Consider the following 3,395-nt stretch of genomic DNA (forward strand, 5'->3'; position numbering starts at 1 on the left):
CCCATCACAGCTCAATGTTATAGAATTAAGCATTTGACTCAATTCACACCTCACTGCTTAGACAGACACTTCCATTCGTCTGCTTTAGTTAGCCTACTGCGTCCCTCCATCACTACATACTCTAGTACAGGAATATCAACCTGTTGTCCATCGGATACACCTTTCGGTCTCTCCTTAGGTCCCGACTAACCCAGGGCGGACGAGCCTTCCCCTGGAAACCTTAGTCTTACGGTGGACAGGATTCTCACCTGTCTTTCGCTACTCATACCGGCATTCTCACTTCTATGCGTTCCAGCACTCCTCACGGTACACCTTCATCACACATAGAACGCTCTCCTACCATACCTATAAAGGTATCCACAGCTTCGGTAAATTGTTTTAGCCCCGGTACATTTTCGGCGCAGGGTCACTCGACTAGTGAGCTATTACGCACTCTTTGAATGAATAGCTGCTTCTAAGCTAACATCCTAGTTGTCTGTGCAACCCCACATCCTTTTCCACTTAACAATTATTTTGGGACCTTAGCTGGTGGTCTGGGCTGTTTCCCTTTCGACTACGGATCTTAGCACTCGCAGTCTGACTGCCGACCATAATTCTTTGGCATTCGGAGTTTATCTGAGATTGGTAATCCGGGATGGACCCCTCACCCAAACAGTGCTCTACCTCCAAGAATCTCTAATGTCGACGCTAGCCCTAAAGCTATTTCGGAGAGAACCAGCTATCTCCAAGTTCGTTTGGAATTTCTCCGCTACCCACAAGTCATCCAAGCACTTTTCAACGTGCCCTGGTTCGGTCCTCCAGTGCGTCTTACCGCACCTTCAACCTGCTCATGGGTAGGTCACATGGTTTCGGGTCTACGACATGATACTAATGCGCCCTATTCAGACTCGGTTTCCCTGCGGCTCCGTCTCTTCAACTTAACCTCGCATCATATCGTAACTCGCCGGTTCATTCTACAAAAGGCACGCTCTCACCCATTAACGGGCTCGAACTTGTTGTAGGCACACGGTTTCAGGTTCTATTTCACTCCCCTCCCGGGGTGCTTTTCACCTTTCCCTCACGGTACTGGTTCACTATCGGTCACTAGGGAGTATTTAGGGTTGGGAGATGGTCCTCCCAGATTCCGACGGGATTTCGCGTGTCCCGCCGTACTCAGGATACTGCTAGGTACAAAGACTATTTTAAATACGAGGCTATTACTCTCTTTGGCTGATCTTCCCAAATCATTCTTCTATAATCTTTGAGTCCACTTTGCAGTCCTACAACCCCGAAGAGTAAACTCTTCGGTTTGCCCTCCTGCCGTTTCGCTCGCCGCTACTAAGGCAATCGCTTTTGCTTTCTCTTCCTGCAGCTACTTAGATGTTTCAGTTCACTGCGTCTTCCTCCTCACATCCTTAACAGATATGGGTAACAGGTAGTACCTGTTGGGTTCCCCCATTCGGAAATCCCTGGATCATCGCTTACTTACAGCTACCCAAGGCATATCGTCGTTTGTCACGTCCTTCTTCGGCTCCTAGTGCCAAGGCATCCACCGTGCGCCCTTATTAACTTAACCTTATTTTTGACCTTTCAGTCATAAACTCTTTTAATACTACAGCGTTTCGGTTTATTTTCTTGTTACTATTTGATATAGATATTCAATTTTCAATGTGCATTACTTGGTGATCTCTCACCAATGGAGCCTAGCGGGATCGAACCGCTGACCTCCTGCGTGCAAAGCAGGCGCTCTCCCAGCTGAGCTAAGGCCCCACAAGACCTCTCAAGACTAAACAAGACCAATGTGCAGTTCCTTTTCCTTAGAAAGGAGGTGATCCAGCCGCACCTTCCGATACGGCTACCTTGTTACGACTTCACCCCAATCATCTATCCCACCTTAGGCGGCTGGCTCCTAAAAGGTTACCTCACCGACTTCGGGTGTTACAAACTCTCGTGGTGTGACGGGCGGTGTGTACAAGGCCCGGGAACGTATTCACCGCGGCGTGCTGATCCGCGATTACTAGCGATTCCGACTTCATGTAGGCGAGTTGCAGCCTACAATCCGAACTGAGACTGGCTTTAAGAGATTAGCTTGCCGTCACCGGCTTGCGACTCGTTGTACCAGCCATTGTAGCACGTGTGTAGCCCAGGTCATAAGGGGCATGATGATTTGACGTCATCCCCACCTTCCTCCGGTTTATTACCGGCAGTCTCGCTAGAGTGCCCAACTAAATGATGGCAACTAACAATAGGGGTTGCGCTCGTTGCGGGACTTAACCCAACATCTCACGACACGAGCTGACGACAACCATGCACCACCTGTCACCTCTGTCCCGAAGGAAAACTCTATCTCTAGAGCGGTCAGAGGGATGTCAAGACCTGGTAAGGTTCTTCGCGTTGCTTCGAATTAAACCACATGCTCCACCGCTTGTGCGGGCCCCCGTCAATTCCTTTGAGTTTCAACCTTGCGGTCGTACTCCCCAGGCGGAGTGCTTAATGCGTTAGCTACGGCACTAAACCCCGGAAAGGGTCTAACACCTAGCACTCATCGTTTACGGCGTGGACTACCAGGGTATCTAATCCTGTTTGCTCCCCACGCTTTCGAGCCTCAGCGTCAGTTACAAGCCAGAGAGCCGCTTTCGCCACCGGTGTTCCTCCATATATCTACGCATTTCACCGCTACACATGGAATTCCACTCTCCCCTCTTGCACTCAAGTTAAACAGTTTCCAAAGCGTACTATGGTTAAGCCACAGCCTTTAACTTCAGACTTATCTAACCGCCTGCGCTCGCTTTACGCCCAATAAATCCGGACAACGCTCGGGACCTACGTATTACCGCGGCTGCTGGCACGTAGTTAGCCGTCCCTTTCTGGTAAGATACCGTCACAGTGTGAACTTTCCACTCTCACACTCGTTCTTCTCTTACAACAGAGCTTTACGATCCGAAAACCTTCTTCACTCACGCGGCGTTGCTCGGTCAGACTTCCGTCCATTGCCGAAGATTCCCTACTGCTGCCTCCCGTAGGAGTCTGGGCCGTGTCTCAGTCCCAGTGTGGCCGATCACCCTCTCAGGTCGGCTATGTATCGTCGCCTTGGTGAGCCGTTACCTCACCAACTAGCTAATACAACGCAGGTCCATCTGGTAGTGATGCAATTGCACCTTTTAATTGACTATCATGCAATAGTCAATATTATGCGGTATTAGCTATCGTTTCCAATAGTTATCCCCCGCTACCAGGCAGGTTACCTACGCGTTACTCACCCGTTCGCAACTCATCCAGAGAAGCAAGCTCCTCCTTCAGCGTTCTACTTGCATGTATTAGGCACGCCGCCAGCGTTCGTCCTGAGCCAGGATCAAACTCTCATTAAAAGTTTGAGTTCTCACTCATTTCTGTCACTGACAGATTTATTGTTTTTT

The 3,395-nt window shown here is 49.7% G+C and carries 1 tRNA gene and 2 rRNA genes; all 3 read right to left on the bottom strand.

The window, feature by feature from the left end:
* Nucleotides 1-1,555: ribosomal RNA gene (locus BLS46_RS09725) — 23S ribosomal RNA — on the bottom strand; the annotation flags it as partial.
* 121 nt (nt 1,556-1,676) lie between these two features.
* Nucleotides 1,677-1,749: transfer RNA gene (locus BLS46_RS09730), tRNA-Ala, on the bottom strand.
* A gap of 51 nt (nt 1,750-1,800) precedes the next feature.
* A 16S ribosomal RNA gene (locus tag BLS46_RS09735) occupies nt 1,801-3,347 on the bottom strand.
* Between the last annotated feature and the right edge of the window lie 48 nt (nt 3,348-3,395).

Source organism: Streptococcus sp. NLAE-zl-C503, from assembly GCF_900104285.1.
Lineage (GTDB): Bacteria > Bacillota > Bacilli > Lactobacillales > Streptococcaceae > Streptococcus.